Source organism: Polynucleobacter necessarius (assembly GCF_900095175.1).
GTDB classification, from domain to species: domain Bacteria; phylum Pseudomonadota; class Gammaproteobacteria; order Burkholderiales; family Burkholderiaceae; genus Polynucleobacter; species Polynucleobacter necessarius_I.
Genome location: NZ_LT606946.1, coordinates 674,350 through 697,347 on the forward strand (window position 1 = coordinate 674,350; position 22,998 = coordinate 697,347).

At 46.2% G+C, this 22,998-nt stretch carries 23 protein-coding genes and 1 pseudogene; 23 read left to right on the forward strand and 1 reads right to left on the reverse strand.

What is annotated here, in order from left to right; all coding sequences use genetic code 11:
- Nucleotide 1 precedes the first annotated feature (1 nt).
- From DXE44_RS03480 to DXE44_RS03570, 19 genes are all read left to right on the forward strand, one after another.
- Nucleotides 2-484 carry a NuoB/complex I 20 kDa subunit family protein gene (locus DXE44_RS03480; protein WP_011902891.1) on the forward strand — a complete coding sequence of 161 codons (483 nt, stop codon included), beginning with the start codon at nucleotides 2-4 and terminating at the stop codon, nucleotides 482-484.
- 3 nt (nucleotides 485-487) lie between these two features.
- Complete coding sequence (locus DXE44_RS03485; protein WP_114652677.1) at nucleotides 488-1,087, forward strand: NADH-quinone oxidoreductase subunit C; 600 nt, start codon at nucleotides 488-490, stop codon at nucleotides 1,085-1,087.
- Nucleotides 1,088-1,090: 3 nt separating this feature from the next.
- Entirely contained in the window at nucleotides 1,091-2,344 is a 1,254-nt protein-coding gene (locus DXE44_RS03490; protein ID WP_114652679.1) for an NADH-quinone oxidoreductase subunit D, read from the forward strand.
- 23 nt (nucleotides 2,345-2,367) lie between these two features.
- On the forward strand, nucleotides 2,368-2,874 hold the full coding sequence (gene nuoE, locus DXE44_RS03495; protein WP_114652681.1) for an NADH-quinone oxidoreductase subunit NuoE: 507 nt from the start codon (nucleotides 2,368-2,370) through the stop codon (nucleotides 2,872-2,874).
- Nucleotides 2,871-4,169 (forward strand): NADH-quinone oxidoreductase subunit NuoF, encoded by a 1,299-nt coding sequence (nuoF, locus tag DXE44_RS03500; RefSeq protein WP_114652683.1) that lies wholly within the window; start codon nucleotides 2,871-2,873, stop codon nucleotides 4,167-4,169. Before nuoE ends, nuoF begins: the two co-directional genes overlap by 4 nt.
- A 31-nt stretch (nucleotides 4,170-4,200) precedes the next feature.
- Nucleotides 4,201-6,516 carry an NADH-quinone oxidoreductase subunit NuoG gene (nuoG, locus tag DXE44_RS03505; protein ID WP_114652685.1) on the forward strand — a complete coding sequence of 772 codons (2,316 nt, stop codon included), beginning with the start codon at nucleotides 4,201-4,203 and terminating at the stop codon, nucleotides 6,514-6,516.
- A gap of 8 nt (nucleotides 6,517-6,524) precedes the next feature.
- Nucleotides 6,525-7,598, forward strand: coding sequence for an NADH-quinone oxidoreductase subunit NuoH (gene nuoH / locus DXE44_RS03510; protein ID WP_114652687.1), 1,074 nt, complete (start codon nucleotides 6,525-6,527; stop codon nucleotides 7,596-7,598).
- Between the two features lie 11 nt (nucleotides 7,599-7,609).
- On the forward strand, nucleotides 7,610-8,101 hold the full coding sequence (gene nuoI / locus DXE44_RS03515; RefSeq protein WP_114652689.1) for an NADH-quinone oxidoreductase subunit NuoI: 492 nt from the start codon (nucleotides 7,610-7,612) through the stop codon (nucleotides 8,099-8,101).
- A gap of 21 nt (nucleotides 8,102-8,122) precedes the next feature.
- The gene (locus DXE44_RS03520; RefSeq protein ID WP_114652691.1) at nucleotides 8,123-8,770 is read left to right on the forward strand and encodes an NADH-quinone oxidoreductase subunit J; all 648 of its coding nucleotides are present in this window, start codon (nucleotides 8,123-8,125) and stop codon (nucleotides 8,768-8,770) included.
- Nucleotides 8,767-9,075, forward strand: coding sequence for an NADH-quinone oxidoreductase subunit NuoK (nuoK, locus tag DXE44_RS03525; protein ID WP_114652695.1), 309 nt, complete (start codon nucleotides 8,767-8,769; stop codon nucleotides 9,073-9,075). The genes DXE44_RS03520 and nuoK overlap by 4 nt, the downstream gene beginning before the upstream one ends.
- A 2-nt stretch (nucleotides 9,076-9,077) precedes the next feature.
- On the forward strand, nucleotides 9,078-11,138 hold the full coding sequence (gene nuoL, locus DXE44_RS03530; RefSeq protein WP_114652697.1) for an NADH-quinone oxidoreductase subunit L: 2,061 nt from the start codon (nucleotides 9,078-9,080) through the stop codon (nucleotides 11,136-11,138).
- A gap of 24 nt (nucleotides 11,139-11,162) precedes the next feature.
- Nucleotides 11,163-12,629 (forward strand): NADH-quinone oxidoreductase subunit M, encoded by a 1,467-nt coding sequence (locus DXE44_RS03535; protein ID WP_114652699.1) that lies wholly within the window; start codon nucleotides 11,163-11,165, stop codon nucleotides 12,627-12,629.
- Between the two features lie 10 nt (nucleotides 12,630-12,639).
- Entirely contained in the window at nucleotides 12,640-14,145 is a 1,506-nt protein-coding gene (gene nuoN / locus DXE44_RS03540; protein WP_114652702.1) for an NADH-quinone oxidoreductase subunit NuoN, read from the forward strand.
- Nucleotides 14,146-14,250: 105 nt separating this feature from the next.
- Nucleotides 14,251-14,853 carry an NUDIX domain-containing protein gene (locus DXE44_RS03545; protein WP_114652704.1) on the forward strand — a complete coding sequence of 201 codons (603 nt, stop codon included), beginning with the start codon at nucleotides 14,251-14,253 and terminating at the stop codon, nucleotides 14,851-14,853.
- A 61-nt stretch (nucleotides 14,854-14,914) separates the two neighbouring features.
- Nucleotides 14,915-15,442, forward strand: a complete 528-nt coding sequence (locus DXE44_RS03550; protein WP_114652706.1) for a DUF1178 family protein — start codon at nucleotides 14,915-14,917, stop codon at nucleotides 15,440-15,442.
- An 80-nt stretch (nucleotides 15,443-15,522) separates the two neighbouring features.
- Entirely contained in the window at nucleotides 15,523-16,254 is a 732-nt protein-coding gene (locus tag DXE44_RS03555) for a transporter substrate-binding domain-containing protein (protein ID WP_114652708.1), read from the forward strand.
- A gap of 44 nt (nucleotides 16,255-16,298) precedes the next feature.
- Nucleotides 16,299-16,952 (forward strand): amino acid ABC transporter permease, encoded by a 654-nt coding sequence (locus DXE44_RS03560; protein ID WP_114652710.1) that lies wholly within the window; start codon nucleotides 16,299-16,301, stop codon nucleotides 16,950-16,952.
- Between the two features lie 22 nt (nucleotides 16,953-16,974).
- Nucleotides 16,975-17,706 carry an amino acid ABC transporter ATP-binding protein gene (locus DXE44_RS03565; RefSeq protein ID WP_114652712.1) on the forward strand — a complete coding sequence of 244 codons (732 nt, stop codon included), beginning with the start codon at nucleotides 16,975-16,977 and terminating at the stop codon, nucleotides 17,704-17,706.
- A 41-nt stretch (nucleotides 17,707-17,747) separates the two neighbouring features.
- Entirely contained in the window at nucleotides 17,748-18,371 is a 624-nt protein-coding gene (locus DXE44_RS03570; RefSeq protein ID WP_197712824.1) for an amino acid ABC transporter permease, read from the forward strand.
- Nucleotides 18,372-18,448: 77 nt separating this feature from the next.
- Here the strand turns inward: DXE44_RS03570 and DXE44_RS03575 are convergent, their stop codons facing one another.
- Entirely contained in the window at nucleotides 18,449-19,894 is a 1,446-nt protein-coding gene (locus DXE44_RS03575) for a CoA-acylating methylmalonate-semialdehyde dehydrogenase (RefSeq protein ID WP_174221112.1), read from the reverse strand.
- 334 nt (nucleotides 19,895-20,228) lie between these two features.
- Here DXE44_RS03575 and DXE44_RS03580 point away from each other — a divergent pair.
- The 4 genes and pseudogenes from DXE44_RS03580 (at nucleotide 20,229) to DXE44_RS03590 (ending at nucleotide 22,992) form a co-directional block, all read left to right on the forward strand.
- A pseudogene (locus DXE44_RS03580) lies at nucleotides 20,229-21,161 on the forward strand (oxidoreductase).
- 52 nt (nucleotides 21,162-21,213) lie between these two features.
- A complete protein-coding gene (locus DXE44_RS10285) occupies nucleotides 21,214-21,576 on the forward strand; it encodes a SprT family zinc-dependent metalloprotease (RefSeq protein ID WP_197712825.1) in 363 nt (120 codons plus the stop codon).
- A gap of 11 nt (nucleotides 21,577-21,587) precedes the next feature.
- A complete protein-coding gene (locus tag DXE44_RS10290) occupies nucleotides 21,588-21,872 on the forward strand; it encodes a hypothetical protein (protein ID WP_197712826.1) in 285 nt (94 codons plus the stop codon).
- Nucleotides 21,873-21,906: 34 nt separating this feature from the next.
- Nucleotides 21,907-22,992 (forward strand): tartrate dehydrogenase, encoded by a 1,086-nt coding sequence (locus DXE44_RS03590; protein ID WP_114652717.1) that lies wholly within the window; start codon nucleotides 21,907-21,909, stop codon nucleotides 22,990-22,992.
- The last annotated feature ends 6 nt before the right edge of the window (nucleotides 22,993-22,998 follow it).

Genomic DNA, 22,998 nt, shown 5'->3' on the forward strand with positions numbered 1-22,998 from the left:
TATGGCATTAGAAGGCGTTCTCAAAGAAGGATTTGTTACCACTACTGCAGACCAGTTAATTAACTGGACGCGTAACGGCTCTCTATGGCCCATGACTTTTGGTCTTGCTTGCTGCGCTGTAGAAATGATGCATGCGGGCGCTTCCCGTTATGACTTAGATCGATTTGGTGTGGTTTTCCGCCCATCTCCACGTCAATCAGACTTGATGATTGTGGCTGGTACCTTGTGTAACAAGATGGCTCCGGCCCTTCGTAAGGTCTATGACCAAATGCCTGAGCCACGCTGGGTAATCTCCATGGGCTCTTGTGCCAATGGAGGTGGTTATTACCATAACTCGTATTCAGTAGTTCGCGGTTGTGACCGTATCGTGCCAGTGGATATCTATGTTCCTGGTTGCCCCCCAACTGCAGAAGCGTTGATCTACGGAATCATTCAGTTGCAATCCAAGATCGCTCGTACTAGCACGATTGCGCGGAAGGCTTAAATCATGTCAGATCGTTTAGTTCAACTCGCCGCCAATCTAGAAAAAGTTTTAGGTAAGCGCGCTCAGTCAATTGAAATCGCTTTGGGTGAAGTTACTGTTGTTGTAAATGCAGATACTTATTTTGAATCTGCCATGTTGTTACGCGATGACCCTTCCTTGGCTTTTGAGCAATTGATTGATTTATGCGGTGTAGATTATCAAGACTACCGTGAAGGGCAGTGGGGCGGTCAGCGCTTTGGCGTTGTCTCACATCTTTTGTCCATTGCCCATAACTGGCGTTTGCGTGTACGTGTATTCGCACCAGAAGATGCGTATCCAGTGGTTGCTTCACTAACTCCGGTTTGGGCTGCTGCTAACTGGTTTGAGCGTGAGGCGTTTGACCTCTACGGCATCTTGTTTGATGGTCATGAAGATTTACGTCGTATCTTGACTGATTACGGTTTCATCGGCCATCCGTTTAGAAAAGATTTCCCAATCTCTGGAAACGTAGAAATGCGCTATGACCCAGAGTTAAAGCGTGTGGTGTATCAGCCTGTCACGATTGAAGCGCGTGAAATTACACCGCGTATCGTGCGTGAAGAGCAGTACGGAGGTCCGGTTTAAGTCATGGCACAAATTAAGAACTACACCCTCAATTTCGGTCCTCAGCATCCTGCGGCACACGGCGTATTGCGTCTAGTGTTAGAGCTTGATGGTGAGGTAATTCAGCGCGCTGATCCGCACATTGGTTTATTGCATCGCGCTACAGAAAAATTAGCAGAGACGCGTACCTGGATTCAGAACGTTCCTTACATGGATCGCCTGGACTATGTATCAATGATGTCCAATGAACATGCTTACGTGATGGCGATTGAAAAATTGCTGCAAGTAGATGTGCCTTTGCGTGCCCAGTACATCCGTGTGATGTACGACGAATTAACCCGTTTACTCAATCACCTCTTATGGATTGGTTGTCACGGTTTGGACGTTGGTGCAATGGCTGTGTTCTTGTACGCCTTCCGCGATCGTGAAGATATTTTTGATATGTACGAAGCCGTTTCAGGCGCTCGTATGCTTGCTGCTTACTATCGTCCAGGTGGTGTCTATCGCGACCTGCCAACGCAAATGACTCAATACTCCAAGTCAAAGATTCGCAGTGCTTCTGCAATCAAGCGTTTGAATGAAAACCGTAGCGGTACTTTGCTCGACTTCATTGAGCAGTTCTCAAATGGTTTTGATGCCAACGTAGATGAGTATTGCAATCTCTTAACGGATAACCGTATTTGGAAGCAACGTTTAGTAGGTATTGGCGTTGTTTCACCTGAGCGTGCTTTGCAACTCGGTTTCACGGGCCCAATGTTGCGTGGTTCTGGTATTGAGTGGGACTTGCGTAAAAAGCAACCTTACGAAACTTACGACAAACTCGACTTTGATATTCCGGTTGGCGTGAATGGTGACTCTTATGATCGCTATTTAGTCCGCATGGAAGAAATGCGTCAATCGAATCGCATCATTAAGCAGTGCGTGGCTTGGCTCAAGGCAAACGATGGCCCTGTCATGAGTGATAACCATAAAGTATCTCCGCCAAAGCGCGTAGATATGAAGACCAATATGGAAGAGTTGATTCACCATTTCAAACTCTTTACTGAAGGTATGCACGTGCCTGATGGCGAGGCTTACTCTGCGGTTGAGCATCCAAAAGGTGAGTTTGGTATCTATTTGATTTCTGATGGCGCCAATAAACCTTACCGTATGAAAATTCGTGCGCCAGGATTTGTACATTTGTCCGCGATGGATGAGATGTCACGTGGCCACATGTTGGCCGATGCCGTAACCATTATTGGTACCCAAGATATCGTGTTCGGGGAGATTGACCGCTAATACAGCGCGCCAAGGATGAATTCATGACAACAACTCTTCAACTATCTGACAAAACGCTCGCAGACATTGCACGCAATGTCGCGAAATATCCTCCAGAGCAAAAGCAATCTGCTGTGATGGCTTCCTTAATTGCTGCTCAAACTGAGGCAGGTTGGGTTTCGCCTGAGGTAATTGAGACAGTCGCCCAGATTTTAGAAATGCCAACCATTGCGGTGGATGAGGTAGCTACTTTCTACAATATGTATGACACCAAGCCGATTGGTAAGTACAAATTAGTAATTTGCACAAACCTACCTTGCCAGTTAACTCATGGTGAAGCTGCTGCAACGTATTTAAAAGAAACATTAGGCATCGGCTATAACGAGACAACTCCTTGTGGCACATTCACCTTGAAAGAGGGTGAGTGCATGGGTGTTTGTGGAGACTCTCCAGTAATGCTGGTCAATAACAAGCGTATGTGTAGCTTCATGAGTAAAGAAAAGATTGATGCTCTATTAAATGAACTCCGTGCTGAAGGGAAAGCAGTATGACCAGCTTGCACGATAGACACATTAAGCCTTTAATCCTTGCTGGATTAAATGGTGAGAACTGGCGTTTAAAAGATTATGAAAGCCGTGGCGGATATCAACAGCTGCGTCGCATTATTAATGACAAAGTCGCACCGGATGCGATCATTGCTGAATTAAAAGCATCATCTTTACGTGGTCGTGGAGGCGCAGGCTTCCCAACAGGGTTGAAGTGGAGCTTTATGCCCCGTCAATTCCCTGGCCAAAAGTATTTAGTTTGTAATAGTGACGAAGGTGAGCCGGGTACATTTAAAGACCGCGACATCATGCGTTACAACCCACATGCCTTGATTGAGGGCATGATTATTGGTGCCTACACTATGGGCATTACTGTGGGCTACAACTATATCCACGGTGAAATTTGGGAAGTCTATTCCCGTTTCGAGGAAGCGCTTGAGGAAGCTCGTGCTGCTGGATATCTTGGCGACAAGATCATGGGTAGCGATTTCAACTTCCAATTGCATGCTGCTCCAGGTTGGGGTGCATATATCTGCGGTGAAGAGACTGCGCTTTTAGAGTCGCTTGAAGGTAAGAAGGGTCAGCCTCGCTTTAAGCCACCATTCCCTGCAAGCTTTGGTTTGTATGGCAAGCCAACCACGATCAATAACACTGAAACTTTTGCCGCTGTGCCATTCATCATGGCAATCGGTGGTCCAGCGTATTTAGAGTTGGGCAAGCCAAATAACGGTGGTACGAAGATTTTCTCTATCTCTGGCGACGTTACTTATCCAGGTAACTATGAGATTCCATTAGGCACCCCGTTTGCTGATTTATTGAAGCTTGCTGGCGGTATGCGTGATGGCATTCCATTGAAGGCAGTTATTCCTGGTGGATCTTCTTCCCCAGTGATTCCGGGTGCCGAGATGATGACTCTCACGATGGATTACGACAGCATTGCCAAAGCAGGTTCGATGTTGGGATCTGGTGCCGTGATTGTGATGAATGAAACCCGTTGTATGGTTCGTGCCTTGGAGCGCTTATCTTATTTCTATCACGAAGAATCATGTGGTCAGTGCACCCCATGTCGTGAGGGTACTGGCTGGTTATGGCGCATCGTTCATCGTATTGAGCATGGCGAAGGTCGTCCAGAAGATTTGGATTTATTAAACGATGTAGCGGCAAACATTCAGGGTCGCACGATTTGCGCTCTAGGTGATGCGGCTGCTATGCCGGTTCGTGGCATGTTGAAACATTACATGGATGAATTTGCGTATCACGTAGAACATAAGCGCTGCTTAGATTCTGCAAAACCTTTATAAGACATTGAGCACGGGACATCTTAAAGTGAGCATGGTTGAAATCGAATTAGATGGTAAGGCAGTAGAGGTTCCGCAAGGTTCGATGGTGATGCACGCCGCGAATAAGCTCGGTACTTATATTCCTCACTTCTGTTATCACAAGAAGTTATCTATTGCTGCTAACTGCCGTATGTGTTTGGTAGAAGTAGAGAAGGCGCTAAAGCCATTGCCAGCTTGCGCTACTCCAGTTACGCAAGGTATGAAGGTGTTTACGCATTCTGCTAAAGCAGTTGAAGCTCAGCGCTCTGTTATGGAGTTCTTGCTCATTAACCATCCTTTAGATTGCCCAATTTGCGATCAAGGTGGTGAGTGCCAGCTGCAGGATTTAGCGGTGGGTTACGGTAAATCGAATTCACGCTACGAAGAAGATAAGCGTGTTGTATTTCATAAGAATGTTGGCCCACTTATCTCTATGCAAGAGATGACGCGTTGTATTCACTGCACCCGTTGCGTACGTTTTGGCCAAGAAGTTGCCGGCGTCATGGAATTGGGTATGGTCAACCGTGGTGAGCATTCTGAAATCACGACTTTTGCAGGTCAAACCATTGATTCAGAGTTGTCTGGAAACATGATTGATTTGTGCCCAGTAGGTGCATTGACTAGCAAGCCTTTCCGCTACGCTGCTCGTACTTGGGAATTGGGTCGTAAGCGTTCTGTAAGTCCGCATGACAGTCTTGGTGCGAACACGACTATTCAAACAAAAGCTAACAAAGTGATGCGCGTTGTAGCTTTGGAGAATGATGCAATTAATGAGTGCTGGATTAGTGACCGTGATCGTTTTGCTTATGAAGGTCTCAATAGTGCAGATCGCGTAACTACACCAATGGTGAAGCAGGGCGGTCAGTGGTTAGAGACTGACTGGCAATCCGCACTAGATTACGTTGCTCATTCACTCAAAACCATTTCTTCTGAGAGCGGTCCTGAAGCGGTTGCTGCTTTAGCGCACCCAATCTCCAGTACTGAAGAGTTATTCTTGCTCCAAAAAATGATTCGCGGTTTGGGTTCTAAGCAAGTTGAGACTCGTTTACGTCAAGCTGACGTGAAAGGTGCTGCTTCTGCCCCATGGTTGGGCATGCCAATTAGCAAATTAAGTGAGCTCGATCGTGTTTTGGTAATCGGCAGCTTCTTACGTAAAGAACAGCCATTGATTGCTGTGCGTTTACGTACCGGCACAAAGCATGGCTTGCAAGTTGCACGTATTGATGCGGGTGGCGATGATTGGTTGATTTCTGCTGCTGGCATTGCTGCTGCTCCAAGCGCATGGGTTAACACATTGAGTGAAGTTGCTTTGGCGGTGGCTAAAGCAAAATCTGCTGCTGCTCCAGCGGGCATACCTAACTTAACAATTTCTGCTACTGCGCAAAAAATTGCGGATAGTTTGCTGTCTGGTACGTCTACTTCAGTATTGCTAGGCTCTGCTGCAATCGCGCATCCACAAGCATCTGACTTACATGTCTTGGCGCAATTCATTGCCGAGCAAACTGGCGCTACTTTAGGCTTCTTACCGGTTGGCGGTAATGCTGTTGGTGCTAGCTTGGTCAATGCCAACGGTGTTGGTGTTGAATCAGTGCTTTCTGGTGATCGTCGTGCTGTCATCTTGATGAATATCGAGCCAGACGCTGACTTGCCAAATCCTACGCAAGCGCGTGCTGCTTTGGCTAAAGCCAATACAGTGATTGGCTTAAGTGCCTATAAGAGTGCTGATCTGCTTGAGGTCGCCGATGTGATTCTGCCGATCTCTACATTCACAGAAACAGTTTCTACTTTCGTTAACGCAGAAGGCCGTGCGCAAACGATTCAACCCGCGGTAAAACCGTTGGGTGATTCTCGTCCAGCGTGGAAAGTATTACGTGTTCTAGGTGGTTTATTGAATTTAGATGGATTCTTGTACAACATGCCTGAAGAGGTATTGGGTGAAGCGCTTGGTGAAAACTATTGCACTAAGTTATCAAATCAATCTACTGCAAGCGGATTGGTTAATGGAAACGCAGCTGTAGCAGCAGGTTTAGAGCGTTTATCTGATGTTGGTATTTACGCCGGCGACCAAATCATCCGCCGTTCGTCAGCATTGCAGTTAACGCGTGATGCGAAGCGTGGACATCAAGTTGGATTGGGTCAAGCACTCTTTAATGAGTTGGGTTTGAAAGAGGGCGGTGCTGTGCGAGTGACTCAAGATGGTCAGTCCGTAGATTTGCCAGTCACATTGGAAGCGAATTTAGCTCAGGGCGCTGTCAGAATTTCTGCGGGCACTATGGCTAGCGCTAAATTGGGATCGATGTTTGGTCCTGTAACTGTTAGCAAGGCATAAGGGACGAGATGGATAATTTCTTGAACCTCATTACCACCCAAGGTGAGGCAATCTTTGGCTCACTATGGCCATTAGTTTGGGCTTTGGTGCGTATCGTGATCATCGTGTTGCCAATGTTTGGCGCCGTTGCTTATATGACTCTTTGGGAGCGTAAGTTAATCGGCTGGATGCATATCCGACTCGGACCAAACCGTGTTGGCCCATTAGGTTTGCTGCAACCAATTGCCGACGCTTTGAAGTTGCTCATGAAGGAGATTATTTCTCCTACTCGGTCTAGCAAGGTTTTGTATTTCATTGCACCGGTGATGGTGATCATGCCGGCTTTTGCTACTTGGGCAGTAATTCCATTCCAGGCAAAAATGGTCTTGGCAGACGTCAATGCAGGCTTGCTGTACGTAATGGCAATCTCATCTATTGGTGTTTATGGTGTCATCTTGGCGGGTTGGTCATCTAACTCCAAATATCCTTTCCTTGGTGCAATGCGTGCTTCAGCGCAAATGATTTCTTACGAAATTGCGATGGGTTTTGCATTAGTCACAGTATTGCTGACTTCAGGCTCTTTGAATCTGAGTAGCATCGTTGCCTCTCAAGAGCAGGGTTACTTTGCTGGTATGGGATTGAACTTCCTCTCTTGGAATTGGTTGCCATTGCTCCCAATGTTCGTGATTTACTTTATCTCTGGTGTAGCTGAAACCAATCGTCATCCATTTGACGTAGTTGAGGGTGAGTCCGAGATTGTTGCAGGTCATATGGTTGAGTACTCCGGTATGGCTTTTGCAATGTTCTTCTTGGCTGAATATGCCAACATGATCTTGATTGCTGCATTGTCTGCAACGATGTTCTTGGGCGGTTGGTTGCCGATTGTTGATTTGCCAATCCTGCGTGATATCCCAGGCTTCTTCTGGTTATTTGCTAAAACATTCTTCCTCTTGTCTTGCGTCATTTGGTTGCGTGCTACATTGCCACGCTATCGCTATGACCAAATCATGCGGTTGGGTTGGAAGATCTTTATTCCCATCTGCGTATTCTGGGTGGTTGTCGTTGGCGCCTGGGTTGTATCCCCATGGAATATTTGGAAATAAGTTGATTAATCATGTTTAAGAAAATTTCCCAATTCCTCGATAGCTTGATGCTCAAAGATATCTTGACTGGTATGTCGATTACCGGTCGCTATCTCTTCAAGCCAAAAATTACCGTTCAATATCCAGAAGAGAAGACTCCACAGTCCGTGCGCTTCCGCGGTTTGCATGCTTTGCGCCGTTATGAAAATGGGGAAGAGCGTTGTATTGGCTGCAAATTGTGTGAGGCGGTATGTCCTGCATACGCCATTACGATTGAAACTGCTGAGCGTGATGATGGTACTCGCAGCACCAGCCGTTATGACATTGATTTAACTAAGTGTATTTTCTGTGGCTTTTGCGAAGAGGCTTGCCCAGTAGACGCTATTGTTGAAACGAACATTTTTGAGTATTTCGGCGATAAGCGTGGAGATTTGTACTTCACCAAAGAAATGCTTTTGGTTGTAGGCGATAAGTATGAAAAAGATATTGCCGCTAACCGCGCAGCTGATGCGCCTTATCGTTAATCGAATAGAACACAACGACATATGACATTCGATACTTCTACACTCTTCGCAGCCTTCTTTTATGCCTTTGCTGGGCTCCTAGTGATTTCAGCATTGCGCGTGATTACTGCTCGTAACCCAGTGCATGCCGCACTATTCTTGGTTTTGGCATTCTTCTGCGCCTCTGGTCTTTGGATGCTTCTGAAAGCAGAGTTCTTAAGCTTGGCTCTCATTCTTGTTTACGTTGGTGCCGTGATGGTGCTCTTCTTGTTTGTGGTCATGATGATGGATCTTGATCTCGAGCATTTACGTCGTAATTTCAAGAGGTTCTTACCCGTAGCGTTCTTGATGGGTGCGGTCATCGTCTTAGAGCTGTCTATTGTCTTGATTCGTAGCTTTATCGGCACAAGCGCTCCAGTGCAGCCGATGCTTGAAGAGACGGCTATGGGCAATACCCAAGCTTTGGGTATATTGATCTTCGTTGATTATGTTTATGCTTTCGAAGTTGCTGGCGTCATTCTCTTGGTGGCCATCATTGCCGCCGTTGCTCTGACCCTGCGTAATCGTAAAGATTCCAAGTCACAGAATATTCATGAGCAAGTGAACGTCAATTCTGCTGATCGCATGCGTATCGTGAAGATGGACTCTGATATGGCCGCCAAGCAAGATGCTCGCAGAGAGAAGAAATGACTATTACCTTAGCCCACTATTTAGTGCTTGGCGCAATCTTATTTGCGACCAGCGTCATTGGTATCTTCTTGAACCGTAAGAATGTCATTGTGCTTTTAATGGCAATTGAATTAATGCTTCTCTCGGTGAACATGAACTTTGTAGCCTTCTCTCACTATTTGGGTGACATGGCTGGTCAGGTATTCGTATTCTTTATTTTGACTGTGGCTGCTGCTGAGGCGGCAATTGGTTTAGCAATCCTTGTTGTGCTTTTCCGTAAGGTAGACACCATTGATGCAGATAACCTTGACCACTTAAAAGGCTAGTCATGCAATTTACCTTAACTCTTCCTGTTCTCTGCGCAATTCCACTGGCGCCATTATTTGGCTCAGCTATTGCAGGATTCTTTGGCACTAAATTAGGCGGGAATCGCATCGGAAATGGCGCTTGCCAGTTTGTCACCATTCTCGGTGTGATGATCGCTTTCGTCTTGTCTTGCTTTGTCTTAGTGCAAGTAATGGATGGCTTTTATTTCAACGGTACTGTCTATCGCTGGATGCAATTAGGCGAGCTCAATCTCGATATCGGCTTCTTAATTGACCCGCTGACAGCGACCATGATGTGTGTAGTGACCTTTGTTTCTTTGATGGTTCACATTTACACCATTGGTTATATGGAGGGTGAAGAGGGTTATAACCGCTTCTTCTCATACATCTCACTCTTTACCTTCGCTATGTTGATGTTGGTGATGAGCAACAATCTCTTGCAACTCTTCTTCGGTTGGGAAGCGGTAGGTGTAGTTTCTTATTTGCTGATTGGTTTCTACTACGAGCGTCAATCTGCAGTATTTGCCAATATGAAGGCCTTCTTGGTTAACCGTGTTGGTGACTTCGGCTTCATCCTGGGTATTGGCTTGCTATTGGCAAGTACTGGCTCTATGCAATACGACGTCATTTTTGCTCAAAATAATGCATTGGCTGCGCAAACATTGCCCGGTACTAGCTGGAATTTGGTGACTGTTGCCTGTATCTGCTTATTTATCGGTGCGATGGGTAAGTCAGCTCAGTTCCCATTGCACGTTTGGTTGCCAGACTCTATGGAAGGCCCAACTCCAATTTCTGCATTGATTCATGCTGCAACGATGGTGACAGCTGGCATCTTTATGGTGTCACGCATGTCACCTCTATTTGAGTTGTCTGATGCTGCCTTGAGCTTCATCTTGGTAATCGGTTCAATCACTGCGCTGTTCATGGGCTTCTTGGGTATTGTTCAAACTGATATTAAGCGGGTGATTGCCTATTCAACACTCTCACAATTGGGTTACATGACTGTTGCCTTGGGCGTATCTGCTTACCCAATCGCCATCTTCCATTTGATGACACATGCATTCTTTAAGGCGCTTTTGTTCCTTGCGGCGGGTAGCGTGATTTTGGGTATGCACCACGAGCAAGATATGCGCAAGATGGGTGGGCTCTGGAAGTACATGCCAATCACATGCCTGATGATGTTATTGGGTAACCTCGCATTGATTGGTACGCCATTCTTCTCTGGCTTCTATTCCAAAGACTCCATCATCGAAGCGGTGGCTGCTAGCCATATTCCTGGCTCTGGCTTTGCTTACTTCGCAGTGATGGCTAGCGTATTTGTAACAGCTCTGTATTCCTTCCGTCTGTACTTCTATGTATTCCACGGTAAAGCCCGTTGGGGACATGCTGATGCTCACGCACATGATCACCATCATGATCATGCAGAGCAGGGCGATGATCACGCGCATCATGGTTTGGCTCCAGGTCAAAAACCGCATGAGTCACCATTTGTTGTGACTCTGCCATTAATCTTGTTGGCGATTCCTTCTGTGATTATTGGTTACTACACGATTACACCTTTGCTGTTTGGTACTTATTTCGGCGATTCAATCTTTGTGGATATCGGTAAACATCCAGCGATGAAAGAACTTGCTGAAGAGTTCCATGGCCCGATCGCGATGGCAATGCATTCGTTGACGTCACCAGTCTTGCTGCTCGTTGTTCTTGGCGTGCTGACTGCTGCAATTGGTTATCTCTGGGCACCAAAATTGCCTGGCGTTGTTGCGCAAGCATTTGCTCCAATCAAGAAGCTATTGGATAACAAATACTATCTCGATGATTTAAACCAAGCAGTGTTTTCTAAAGGCTTGCTGTGGATCGGTGGTGTCTTATGGCATCGTGGCGATCAACAGGCTATTGACGGCTTCTTGGTTAACGGTAGCGCACATGCAGTAGGGCGCTTTTCTGCAGTGATCCGCCATTTGCAATCCGGTTATCTCTATCACTATGCCTTTGCAATGATTGCAGGCTTAGCGGTATTGCTAGCTTGGGTTTTGTACGCTTACCTGCCTTTTGTTCGCTAGGCCTTTGTTACTTAAGTAGCCATCATGATTCTTTCTTACGCCATCTGGATTCCGATTTTCTTCGGCATCATTATTTTGTTCTATGGTTCAGAGAGACCGACGGCCGGTGTTCGCTGGTTGGCTCTCTTTGGTTCTGTACTGGGCTTTATTGCCACCCTCCCGCTGATTATTCATTTTGATATTGCCAATCCTGGCATGCAGTTTGTTGAAAAGATTAGTTGGATTCCTCGCTACGACATCAACTGTCACCTCGGTATTGACGGTATCTCTGTCTGGTTCATTGTTCTAACAGCATTTATTAATATTTTTGTAGTGATTGCTGCATGGGAAGTGATTGACAAGAAGGTTTCGCAGTACATGGCTTCTTTCTTAATCCTGTCTGGATTAATGATTGGTGTCTTCGCTGCTTTGGATGCATTGTTGTTCTATGTATTCTTTGAGGCAACCTTAATCCCGATGTACATCATCATCGGTGTGTGGGGTGGTCATAACCGCATCTACGCCGCATTTAAGTTCTTCCTGTACACCCTGCTTGGTTCATTACTCACTTTGATTGCCATGCTCTATTTGTACAACGTGACAAATACCTTTGAAATCTTGGCTTGGCATAATGCTCGCCTCGATATCGTTGAGCAAATCCCCCTGTTCTTCGCCTTCTTCATGGCCTTTGCTGTGAAAGTCCCAATATGGCCTTTGCATACTTGGTTGCCAGACGTACACGTTGAAGCGCCAACAGGTGGGTCGGTAGTATTGGCGGCAATTATGTTGAAGCTGGGCGCTTATGGCTTCTTGCGTTTCTCATTGCCAATAGCCCCTGATGCAAGTCAGTACCTTGGCCCATTTGTGATCTTCCTATCTTTAGTAGCTGTGATTTATGTTGGTGCAGTAGCCTTAGTTCAAAAAGATATGAAGAAGTTGGTGGCCTACTCCTCAGTGGCACACATGGGCTTTGTGACCCTCGGTTTCTTCCTCTTTAGCCCGCTGGGTATTGAGGGCGGTATTGTGCAGATGATTTCTCATGGCTTCGTTGCTGGTGCCATGTTCCTCTCAATTGGTGTGTTGTATGACCGTATGCATACCCGCCAAATTGCAGATTACGGTGGTGTGGTTCACCGTATGCCCGCATTCACTGCATTTGCGGTCTTGATAGCAATGGCGAACTGTGGTTTGCCAACCACCTCTGGTTTCGTAGGTGAGTTCATGGTGATTTTGGCTGCCGTAGATTACGACTTTGTAATTGGTATTTTGGCTGCAACCGCCTTGATTCTGGGTGCTGCTTATTCCTTGTGGATGGTGAAGCGCGTTTTCTTTGGCGCAATCACTAACAAGCATGTTGAGGTATTAAAAGATCTCAATGCGCGTGAGTATTTCATGATGACAGTACTTTCCATCTGTGTAATCGGAATGGGTGTTTATCCAAAGCCGTTTACCGACATCATTCATCCGTCTGTAATTAATCTGCTGCAGCATGTTGCTGTAAGCAAACTCTGAGTACAAGCTAATGCAAGAATTTGATCTATTCGCCATCCTGCCGGAACTTGTTTTACTCGTAGCTGTCTGCCTATTATTGGTAGCTAGCGTCTATGTACCGGAGCGTCAGCCATCTACACCCGGCGTAGAGCAAGATATTTTCCATACGCCACGTGGAGTTGGTTTCGTCTATTTCTTTACGATTATTTTGCTGGCCTATCTTGTTTTTGTTTATGCGGCGCGAATGGCTGATCCATCTGTTGTTGCCATGAACGGCTTGTTTCAATCAGATCCTATTTCCAATCTTCTTAAGGCATGCTCATGCGGTGCCGTGTTAGTGAGCTTGGTGTATTCAAAGCAATACCTTAGCGATCGTGTACTGTTCCGTCCAGACTTTATTGTTTTGGCTTTATTGGCCTTGTTGGGGCAATGCATACTGATCTCTGGCGCCAATCTATTAACTCTTTATTTGGGTCTTGAGTTAATGGCTTTGCCTACTTATGCCTTGGTAGCTATGCGTCACAATAGTGAGAAGAGTGTAGAGGCTGCTATTAAATACTTTATTTTGGGCGCATTGGCATCTGGTTTCTTGCTCTACGGTATGTCTATGCTTTATGGCGTAACCGGCTCACTTGATTTAATTGAAATCTTCAGAATAGTTGCTGATCCACGCGTTAATCATTTGGTGATGGCTTTTGGTTTGGTATTTATTGTTTCTGGTTTGGCTTTCAAGTTGGGTGTTGTGCCATTCCATATGTGGGTACCAGACGTGTATCAAGGCGCACCAACAGCAGTGACCTTGATGATTGCTGCAGCTCCAAAGATCGCTGCATTTGCTCTGCTATTCCGTTTATTGGTGAATACTTTATTGCCGCTGATGGGTGACTGGCAGCCAATGTTGGTCTTGTTGGCGGTTCTGTCCTTGGTAGTGGGTAACATCACTGCTATTGCGCAAACCAATATGAAGCGCATGCTGGCTTACTCAGCTATTGCTCAAATGGGTTTTGTATTGCTGGGTATGTTGTCTGTATTTGACGACCATGCTTTTGGTGCATCCATGTTTTATGCAATCACTTATGTATTAACTACATTAGGCAGCTTCGGCCTCTTAATGATGTTGTCGCGCAAGGGTCATGATTGCGAAACTATTGATGATCTCAAGGGCTTGAATAAACGCCACCCATGGTTTGCCTTTATTGGCCTGGTAATGATGTTCTCTTTGGCCGGTATTCCACCGACAGTAGGTTTTGCTGCTAAGTTGGGTGTACTTGAAGCCTTGGTAGATGGTGGACATACTTTCTTGGTCATCATTGCCGTGATTGCCTCATTGATTGGTGCTTTCTACTACCTCAGAGTGGTCAAGGTGATGTACTTCGATGAGCCGAAAGAAGAGCATGCGGAGGAGATATCTGGATCTGGTTTTGCTCGTGGAATTTTGAGTTTGAATGCGATATTCGTTTTGGCTCTAGGTATCTTCCCGGCTGGACTGATGGCTGTTTGCCTGGATGCAATGCGCCGTACTTTATTGGGTTCATAGGTAAGCAACTCAAACTGATTCTGATGAAGGCTCCGAATAGGGGCCTTTCTCTTTTCTGTCATCTAGATTTTGTATGATGGTCATTCAATTGATGAAAGACATGCTATGAGTGAAAAATCCTTTAAAGACTTGCCAATTGGCGATGCCCATTTGAGAGAAGAGCGCTTATCTGGTGAGGATATTTACAGCGGCATCTTTTTGAATATGAAGCGCGATCAAGTCAGCTTGCCTGATGGCAATCAAGCGGTACGTGAATACCTGACACATCCTGGTGCAGTTGCTATTTTGGCTATCTTGGATGATGGCAGGGTACTGATGGAGCGCCAATATCGTTACCCAATCGCAAAAGCTTGTATTGAAATCCCTGCGGGTAAGTTGGAGATTGGCGAAGATCGATTGTTATGCGCCCAGAGAGAATTGGAAGAAGAGACGGGTTATTCCGCTACTAAGTGGAGTTTTATCCGTCGCATTCATCCAGTCATTTCCTACTCGACAGAATTTATTGACATCTACCTCGCTGAAGGTCTGGTATCTGGAAAAAGCCATCTAGATGATGAAGAGTTTTTAGATGTATTTGCCGCTCCTCTAGAGCAATTATTGGAGTGGGTGGAGCAGGGTGAGATTACAGATGTGAAGACGACAATTGCAACGTACTGGCTGGATCGTTATCGTCGTGGTCTTGTGAGCCCTAAGCCTATCGCGGGGTAATTTCATAATCCTATTAAAATAGGGCTATTGAATTTAGTACTTTTGCCCCTATATAGGTCTTATGAAAGTTTATAATCTCGCTTGCCCACTAGATCATCGCTTTGAGGGATGGTTTGCCTCTGAGGAGGATTGCCTTGCCCAGCAGGACAAGGGAATGCTTGCGTGTCCTATTTGCGATAGTACCGAGATTACTAGGATGCCATCGGCTCCACATATTGCTAAATCAAGCTCTAGCAAAAATGTCTCAACTTCAACCGAGCTGACTGTTGCCAGCCCTGCGACAACCGATCACTCTGGTGTCAGTGGCGGCCTAACTGGCGACGTTGTGGCCCTGACTGGAAGTAACCATTCTCAATTAGAGGCGCAGGTACAGGCAGCCTTTTTGAAGGGTATGCGTGAGTTGATGGGACGCTCTGAGGATGTGGGCAGCTCATTTGCTGAAGAGGCTCGCAAAATTCACTATAAGGAATCTCCTGAGCGGAGTATTCGCGGTCAAACCACTCTAGATGAAGCTGAGGCTTTGCGTGACGAAGGCATTGAGGTCATGGCGATGCCCATGCTACCCGCCTTTAAAAACACGTTGCAGTAGCCAGTTTCACCCTGATTCCCCTATACTTGGTGTGCACCCAAGGTCTGGGTATAACCATTTATTAGGATAGGATAGGTACTATGAAACGCTTTTTTCTGGCGCTCACTGTGGTGGCTTACTCCAAGTCCTCCGATTCTAAAGAAATCAAGGTTGCTGTATCCCCCGCATCTCCGCCAATGTTGTTTGACGACAAAGAGCAGATCGTCGGCGTAGATATGGATATTTTCCAGGGCTACTGCCAGTCTCGCGGCTGCACTTTTAAGGTAACTCCTTATGATTGGGCTGGAATGCTAGGTGCCGTTTCTAGCGGCCAAGCAGATGTTGCCTTCTCTGGCATCGCTATTACTGATAAGCGTAAAGAGGTCATAGATTTTTCTCAGCCTTACTATGACAATGCTTGGCATTTGGTGAGCATGAAGAATAAAAATATCCAGATCACGGATTTAAATCAACTTAAGAAATACTCCATTGGCTATCCGCGTGGCATGGCTTACGATGACCTCATTAAAAATGAGTTGGAGCCAAAAGGCTACTACTCCTTGAGCAAGGTCAAACTGTATCCTTCCTATGCTGAAGTGATCACTGATCTGCAAAATGGTAATCTTGATCTGGCCTTTATTGAAGAACCTGTATTACTCAATTATGAGAATAAGTTGAAGCTACCGATTCAGAGCAGCTATGTATTTACAGGTTTTGATAAGCTGGGCTTTGCTTTTGCTAAAGACTCTAAGTTGCGTGATGACTTTGATAAATACCTCAATGAACTCGGCCCAGATAAGATTAAGGCTATTCTAGATAAGTGGATGAAATAATCGCTACCGATCAAAGTCTTAATTAGTAGTCGAAAGCCCGCCCTGTGACTTTTCTGGATATTCTTGCCCAGTTAGCCCAGGGCATTTCTTATACGGTTCTGGTAACGCTCGTTTGCTCTGCAACGGGTTTAGTGGTGGGTTTATTTCTTGCAAGCCTGCGTCGTATGGATATTCCTTGGCTCATTCCGCTGATCGACAGCTATACCTATGTATTTAGGGGTGTGCCAGTTTTAGTTTTACTGTTTATGGTGTACTTTGGCTTGCCGGGTATTGGTTTTAAAGTCCCACCCTTGATGGCGATGGCTCTCAGTCTAGGTTTGGTTGCTTCAGCGTATTTGGCTGAGGTATTTCGGGGAGCATTCAATTCCATAGATCCCGCTGAAGTGACTGCTGCTCAAGCCATGGGTATGAGCCGCATTCAGGTCCTCAGATTTATCGAGTTACCGCAGATGTTGCGATTCTCGATTCCAGGCATGGTCAATGAGTTCACCTCAGTTTTAAAGTACTCACCATTTGCTTACACCGTTGGGATCCCAGAGATTACCAAGCAAGCTATGACTTTGACCTCGACAACGCTGCGGGGTATTGAAGTCTATCTGGCAGTGGGCATTCTCTATTTTGTGATTTATAGAATTTGCTTGCTTGGCGTTCAGTTACTAGCTAAGCGTTATCAAATTCCGGGGATGAGTCCAGCATGACATTATCAAAAGAGGTAATACTGTGGCACTAATTCAAGTAAGAGATTTGGTTAAGGAGTTTGGCGGACAAACAGTTCTGTCCAATGTCAATCTCGATCTCAATGAGGGCGATGTGCGCGTCTTGATGGGCGCATCAGGCTCTGGTAAGTCTACTTTATTGCGCTGCCTCAATCGCTTGGTTGAACCTACTTCCGGATCTATCGCTTTTAGGGGTAGGGAAGTATTGGGCCCTGATGTTGATGTGCGAGAGTTGCGCAAGCAGATTGGTTTTGTATTTCAGCAATTCGCTTTATATAGTCATTTAACTGTTTTGGATAATGTTTCATTGGGCCTGCGCAAGTTGCATGGGATGGGTAAAGCAGAGGCGAAAGAAAAGGCTTTATTTGAGTTGTCTCATTTTGAAATGACGCCGCATCAAGATAAATACCCCTCACAGCTTTCAGGAGGGCAGAAGCAACGCGTAGCCATTGCAAGGGCGCTTGCTATGGATCCGGCAGTCTTAGTTCTTGATGAGCCCACTTCAGCATTAGACCCTGTCATGTCTAGAGATGTTGCCGATCTGATTAATCGCTTACATGGCGAGGGTATCACCATGATCTGCGTTACTCATGACCTCAACTTGGCCCGCAATATAGCGGATACAGTGATGTTCTTAGATCGCGGTGTGATTCGTGCTGATGATCGGATTGATGCTTTGAGTAAGCACTCTGATCCAGAAATCAATGCCTTCTTTGGTGCAGAGGAAAAGCGTTAATGGGAGGGTGGTCATCATTCATCCGTGATCTCACGGAGCAGATGCCCTTAATTCTGACTGGGCTTGTGAATACTTTGCAATTAGCAGGCTTGATTAGCATCTCAGGATTGCTATTAGGCATCGTGGTGTTTTATCTCACCCTCAGCAAGAATCAGTATGTGCGCAGTGCTATCAATTCTTATATCTCTTTCTTTATTGGGATGCCCTTAATCGTTCTGCTGTTCTTAATGTATTACGGCTTACCGCAATGGGGTGTTCGACTCTCTCCATTTACAGTGGCTTTTATTGGTTTTACTTTCAATGTGACTGCCTACAACGCAGCGTATTTAAAGACTGCCTTTAATGGTTTGGATAAGACCCAACTTGAGGCAGCGAGTGCACAGGGATTTAGTCCTTTGCAGATTTTTAAGTTCATTACTTTGCCGCAGGTCATTCGTCTTTCCATTCCTGCGCTCACCAATCAAGTCATTGCGAATCTAAAAGACAGTTCGGTTGCATTTTTGATTCAGTACACCGAGTTTTTTGCTCGCATACAAGAATTAGCTGCAACTAACTTCCAATTCTTTAAAGCCTACTTCTTAGCTGCCTTGGTGTATCTAGCTTTGGTCTCGGTAATTGTCTTATTCGCTCGCGCGATTGAGCGGCGCTACTTTATTTCTACTTAATCTTTAATGGGATCATGATAAAAAATAGCGACCCGAAGGCCGCTATTTTTATTGATAGATACCTACCGTAGTATCAATTATTTCGAAGTTGGCATTACAAACTCTGCGCCTTTAGCAATGCTCTCAGGCCAGCGCTGCATCACGCTCTTCTGCTTGGTATAGAAGCGAACACCTTCTTTGCCGTAAGCATGCATATCGCCAAAGAGGGACTTCTTCCAGCCGCCAAAACCATGCCAAGCCATTGGAACCGGAATAGGTACGTTGATACCAACCATGCCCACTTGTACACGGCGCGCAAATTCACGGGCAATATTGCCGTCGCTTGTGAAGCAAGCAACCCCATTGCCGTACTCGCAAGCGTTCACTAAATTTAATGCTTCAGTGAAGTTCGCTACTCGTACGCAAGATAAGACTGGGCCAAAGATTTCTTCCAGGTAGATCTTCATCTCTGGGGTGACGTTGTCAAAAAGGGTGCCGCCAATAAAGAAGCCATTCTCATGACCTGGTACTTTCAAGCCGCGACCATCTACGAGTAACTTGGCGCCTGAAGCTACACCGCTTTCAATGTAGCTAGTAATTCGCTCTAAGGCGGCCTTAGTAACGATAGGGCCCATTTCAGCATCGAGCTCCATGCCGTTCTTTACTTTAAGGGTTTTGGTGCGCTCAATCAGTTTTGGCATGATTTTCTCTGCAACATCGCCAACTAAAACGGCTACTGAAATTGCCATGCAGCGCTCACCAGCAGAACCATAGGCCGCCCCAATCAAAGCATCAATTGTTTTATCGATATCCGCATCAGGCATGACAACCATGTGGTTCTTGGCGCCACCTAATGCTTGTGAGCGTTTGCCAAAGTGTGCGCAACGCTCATAGATGTAATTTGCAATCGGAGTTGAGCCGACAAAGCTGACCGCTTTGACATCGGGATTCTCAATTAAAGCATCAACAGCCTCTTTGTCACCCTGAACAACGTTAAATACACCGTCAGGTAAACCCGCCTCTTTTAAGAGCTTGGCCATCAACAGCGAAGCTGAAGGATCAGTTGGGCTTGGTTTCAGAATGAAGGTGTTACCGCAAGCAATGGCCACCGGGAACATCCACATTGGCACCATCACGGGGAAGTTAAATGGGGTGATACCAGCAACCACCCCCAAAGGTTGACGCATGACCCAGTTATCAATACCGCGCGTGACTTCGCCCTGGGCATCAGTAAATACCTTGCCGTGTTCTGCAGTAATGATGGCAGCTAATTCATCACGATGGGCATTGAGTAGCTCAAGGTACTTGAACATGATGCGTGCGCGGCGCAATGGGGAGGTTTGGCTCCAACTTTCAAAGGCCTTTTGGGCAACTGCCACGGCAGCATCAACATCCTTACGGCTGGCTAAAGAAACGCGTCTTACAACGGCTCCTGTAGAAGGGTTAAAGACATCGGCAAAACGACCGTCTTTTGGGTTGACGACTTTACTGTCAACAAAATGGCCAATATCTTCTTTTGATTCAAAGGCTTGTGGTGCACTCATAGATTTTGCCTAATATTTTTCTAGTTTTAGAGTCAATAGACTTAGATGGCTTGGTATCCGCAGAAGTCTATGGTCTCGTTTATCCTACTCATTCTATTTTATCGCTTTCATTACCTTTTCGCTTTTCAAGATCCAAGGGCATTTAAATGAGTCTTCTATTTTCCAGCTACACGCTGAGCTCTCCTAGGGGTGGTATAACGCTCCCCAATCGCATTGTAGCGGCGCCAATGTGCCAATACTCGGCTGTGAATGGCGAAGCTCAGGATTGGCATTTAATGCACTGGGCAATCTCCTGAACAGCGGGGCAGGCTTGTTCATTATTGAGGCCACTGGTGTGACGCCAGAGGGGCGCATTACCCCTGCCTGCCTTGGTTTATGGGATGACCGCACGGAGACCGCCCTAAAAGACAAGCTGAGTCGAGCTCGTAAGCTAGCCCCCAAAACCCCTGTTTTCATTCAGCTGGCGCATGCTGGCCGAAAAGCTTCTAGCGCTACCCCTTGGGAAGGTGGGCAGTTGCTTTCTAAAGAGCAGGGTGGCTGGGACACGCTTGCACCTTCAGCTATTCCTCAGTTAAAGGATGAGCGTTTACCTCATGAACTTTCTAAAGCAGAATTGGCAGAACTCATTACTGCATTTGTTGTTGCGGCGCAGCGTGCTGAACGCATTGGCGTAGATGGTATTGAGTTGCATGGGGCGCATGGTTACCTCCTGCATCAATTTTATCGCCAATCGCCAACCAGCGCACTGACGAATATGGCGGCTCTTATGAGAATCGCATCCGCTTTCTCTTGGAATTATTTGCAGCAGTACGCAATGCATACCAAGGCGTCTTGGGTATTCGGATTTCTGCCAGCGATTGGATTGAGGGTGGTTGGACTCCCCAGGAAACTGCAGATTTTGCATCCCGCCTAAAACCATTGGGATGTGATTTTGTACATATTTCATCGGGGGGGTATTTCACCCTTGCAAAAGATCGTGATAGGACCAAATTACCAAGTACCATTCGCCAAAATCGTAAAAGATCAATCTGGCTTGCCTACGATGACAGTTGGCTTGATTACAGAACCCCAGCAAGCAGAAGATATTCTCCAAAAAGGGGATGCGGATTTGATTGCCTTGGCCCGAGCATTTTTATATAAGCCACGATGGGCTTGGGAGGCTGCTGCAGCCTTGGGCGGTACCGTACCATCGAATGAGCGCTATTGGCGTTGTCTGCCACGTGAAGCTCAGGCCATATTCGGGGATGTCAAAGTAGGACAGCGATAATAGACCCCATCCCGTACTCAATCCCTAATATTAAATAATCACTGAGTTAGTTATGAAGCAACACTCCGTAAGAGAATCTTGGCTGGAAGATGCCGTAAGACATTTAGAGCCTGTATTTTCAAAGGCAGGCTATGCAATTCCACCTGTAAGGGTATCGTGCGGATTTCCAGCCTCCAGCAGCCCGAGGACCACGCGAGGCCAGTGCTGGCCTCGCGAGCGTTCTGGTGGTGGGGTGAATGAGATTTTCATTTCTCCAAAGTTGGATGATCCAGTGCAATTGTTAGATACCTTAGTACATGAGTTATGTCATGCGGTAGATGATTGCTTTAGTGGTCATGGCGAGGACTTTAAAGGCATCGCCATGACCGTCGGTCTAGAAGGCCCTGCCAGAAGGCGCATGCTACTGAAGAGTTGATGGTGCGTCTGATGATGATTAGCCAAGAGCTTGGCCCATATCCTCATCAAGCGATTGTTTTTCCGCCACCAAGACCGAGCAATGCAAGTCGCAATAAAGCCAAATGTGCTCAGTGTGGATATGAGGTGACCTTATTAAAGAAGTGGGCTACCTATGGAGCCCCAATTTGCCCAAAAGATAATATTCGGATGCAGGAGACTGTTGCCGAGACAATTGAAAATACAACTGAGCACGATACAGAATCGGTAACTGGTTCTAAACCCAAGGCCGATGAGATTCGTCGGGCGATTAGCTAAACCCATGCATGCAAATGATCGGATGACCCATTAAATGAAGAAAAATACAGTAGTTCAGAATCCAAAAATCGCCGTTATTGCTGGCGATGGAATCGGTAAAGAGGTGATGCCAGAAGGCGTTCGCGCACTAGAAGCTGCTAGCAACAAGTTTGGCATTGGTATGCAGTTCGACCATTTTGATTTTGCAAGCTGTGATTACTATCTTCAGCACGGCAAGATGATGCCGGATGATTGGTTTGTTACGCTGATGCAGTACGACGCCATCTTCTTTGGCGCCGTTGGTATGCCAAACATCCTTCCAGACCATGTCTCTTTGTGGGGAAGTCTCATTCAGTTTCGTCGCTGCTTTGACCAGTATGTCAATTTGCGACCAGTGCGACTGCTTCCCGGTGTGCCATGCCCATTAGCAAACCGCAAGCCGGGGGATATTGATTTTTACGTCGTACGTGAAAATACTGAGGGTGAATACTCCAGTGTTGGCGGAAAAATGTTCCCTGATACTGATCGAGAGTTTGTGATTCAGGAATCTATTTTTACAAGGCAGGGGGTTGACCGCATTCTTCAGTATGCTTTTGATTTAGCGCAAAGTCGTCCAAAGAAACATTTAACCTCTGCCACTAAGTCCAACGGAATTGCTATCACCATGCCCTATTGGGATGAGCGAGTTGAGGCGATGGCTAAGCAATTTGGCGATGTGAGAATGGACAAATACCATATTGATATCTTGGCTGCACACTTTGTGATGAACCCAGACAGGTTTGATGTTGTAGTAGCCAGCAATTTATTTGGCGATATCTTGTCGGATTTGGGTCCAGCATGCACCGGAACAATTGCAGTTGCGCCATCAGGAAGTATTAATCCAGAAGGAAAATTTCCTTCTTTATTTGAACCAGTGCATGGATCAGCGCCTGATATCTTTGGCAAGATGATTGCTAATCCAATTGGTCAAATTTGGTCCGGGTCGATGATGTTGGATCACCTGGGCTATCCAGAGGCAGGCAAGGTTATTTTTAATGCAATTGAGCGAGTTCTTGCTGCAGATAACTCCCCACTGACGCCTGACTTAGGTGGCAAGTCTCGTACGGATGACTTGGGTAAGGCGATTGCAGCAGAAATCTAATTGATT

Bases quoted from the DNA above. Each gene is read 5' to 3' on its own strand.
- DXE44_RS03490 (WP_114652679.1), top strand. From the start codon at position 1,091: ATGGCACAAATTAAGAACTACACCCTCAATTTCGGTCCTCAGCATCCT.
- DXE44_RS10290 (WP_197712826.1), top strand. From the start codon at position 21,588: ATGATGATTAGCCAAGAGCTTGGCCCATATCCTCATCAAGCGATTGTT.
- DXE44_RS03520 (WP_114652691.1), top strand. From the start codon at position 8,123: ATGACATTCGATACTTCTACACTCTTCGCAGCCTTCTTTTATGCCTTT.
- DXE44_RS03535 (WP_114652699.1), top strand. From the start codon at position 11,163: ATGATTCTTTCTTACGCCATCTGGATTCCGATTTTCTTCGGCATCATT.
- DXE44_RS03550 (WP_114652706.1), top strand. From the start codon at position 14,915: ATGAAAGTTTATAATCTCGCTTGCCCACTAGATCATCGCTTTGAGGGA.
- nuoI (WP_114652689.1), top strand. From the start codon at position 7,610: ATGTTTAAGAAAATTTCCCAATTCCTCGATAGCTTGATGCTCAAAGAT.
- DXE44_RS03480 (WP_011902891.1), top strand. From the start codon at position 2: ATGGCATTAGAAGGCGTTCTCAAAGAAGGATTTGTTACCACTACTGCA.
- nuoG (WP_114652685.1), top strand. From the start codon at position 4,201: ATGGTTGAAATCGAATTAGATGGTAAGGCAGTAGAGGTTCCGCAAGGT.
- nuoH (WP_114652687.1), top strand. From the start codon at position 6,525: ATGGATAATTTCTTGAACCTCATTACCACCCAAGGTGAGGCAATCTTT.
- nuoF (WP_114652683.1), top strand. From the start codon at position 2,871: ATGACCAGCTTGCACGATAGACACATTAAGCCTTTAATCCTTGCTGGA.
- DXE44_RS03555 (WP_114652708.1), top strand. From the start codon at position 15,523: ATGAAACGCTTTTTTCTGGCGCTCACTGTGGTGGCTTACTCCAAGTCC.
- nuoE (WP_114652681.1), top strand. From the start codon at position 2,368: ATGACAACAACTCTTCAACTATCTGACAAAACGCTCGCAGACATTGCA.
- nuoK (WP_114652695.1), top strand. From the start codon at position 8,767: ATGACTATTACCTTAGCCCACTATTTAGTGCTTGGCGCAATCTTATTT.
- DXE44_RS03575 (WP_174221112.1), bottom strand. From the start codon at position 19,894: ATGAGTGCACCACAAGCCTTTGAATCAAAAGAAGATATTGGCCATTTT.
- DXE44_RS03545 (WP_114652704.1), top strand. From the start codon at position 14,251: ATGAGTGAAAAATCCTTTAAAGACTTGCCAATTGGCGATGCCCATTTG.
- DXE44_RS03570 (WP_197712824.1), top strand. From the start codon at position 17,748: ATGCCCTTAATTCTGACTGGGCTTGTGAATACTTTGCAATTAGCAGGC.
- nuoN (WP_114652702.1), top strand. From the start codon at position 12,640: ATGCAAGAATTTGATCTATTCGCCATCCTGCCGGAACTTGTTTTACTC.
- DXE44_RS10285 (WP_197712825.1), top strand. From the start codon at position 21,214: ATGAAGCAACACTCCGTAAGAGAATCTTGGCTGGAAGATGCCGTAAGA.
- DXE44_RS03590 (WP_114652717.1), top strand. From the start codon at position 21,907: ATGAAGAAAAATACAGTAGTTCAGAATCCAAAAATCGCCGTTATTGCT.
- DXE44_RS03485 (WP_114652677.1), top strand. From the start codon at position 488: ATGTCAGATCGTTTAGTTCAACTCGCCGCCAATCTAGAAAAAGTTTTA.
- nuoL (WP_114652697.1), top strand. From the start codon at position 9,078: ATGCAATTTACCTTAACTCTTCCTGTTCTCTGCGCAATTCCACTGGCG.